At 54.3% G+C, this 381-nt stretch carries 1 protein-coding gene; it reads right to left on the bottom strand.

Features of this window, described 5'->3' with window-relative positions; genetic code table 11:
* On the bottom strand, nucleotides 1-381 hold a 381-nt coding region (locus EVJ33_RS15855; protein ID WP_201739736.1), incomplete at both ends, for a BCCT family transporter.

Here is a 381-nt window from a genome sequence, read left to right on the forward strand (position 1 = left end):
CAGTAGAACACGGTCCAGCCCTGCGGGAAGCCGCCTTTAGCGATGGGATCGGTATAGAACAACATGCGCGGCAGATACATCAGCAACATCCCCACCGAATCGGTGAAGTAGTTCATGATGAAGCTGGCACCGCTGACAATGAACACCCAACCCAGCATCAGGAAGCTCAGGTAACTACGCACGTCACTGGCGATACGTACCCCTTTTTGCAGACCGCAAGCGACGCAAATGGCGTTGAGGATAATCCAGCAGGTAATGATGATAGCGTCCAGTTGCAGGGTATGCGGAATGCCAAACAACCATTGCATACACTCGGTCACCAGCGGCGTGGCAAGGCCCAGACTGGTACCCATCGCGAAGATCAAGGCGACGAGATAGAAG

Source organism: Exiguobacterium sp. SL-10, assembly GCF_004337025.1.
Taxonomy (GTDB): Bacteria; Bacillota; Bacilli; order Exiguobacteriales; family Exiguobacteriaceae; genus Exiguobacterium.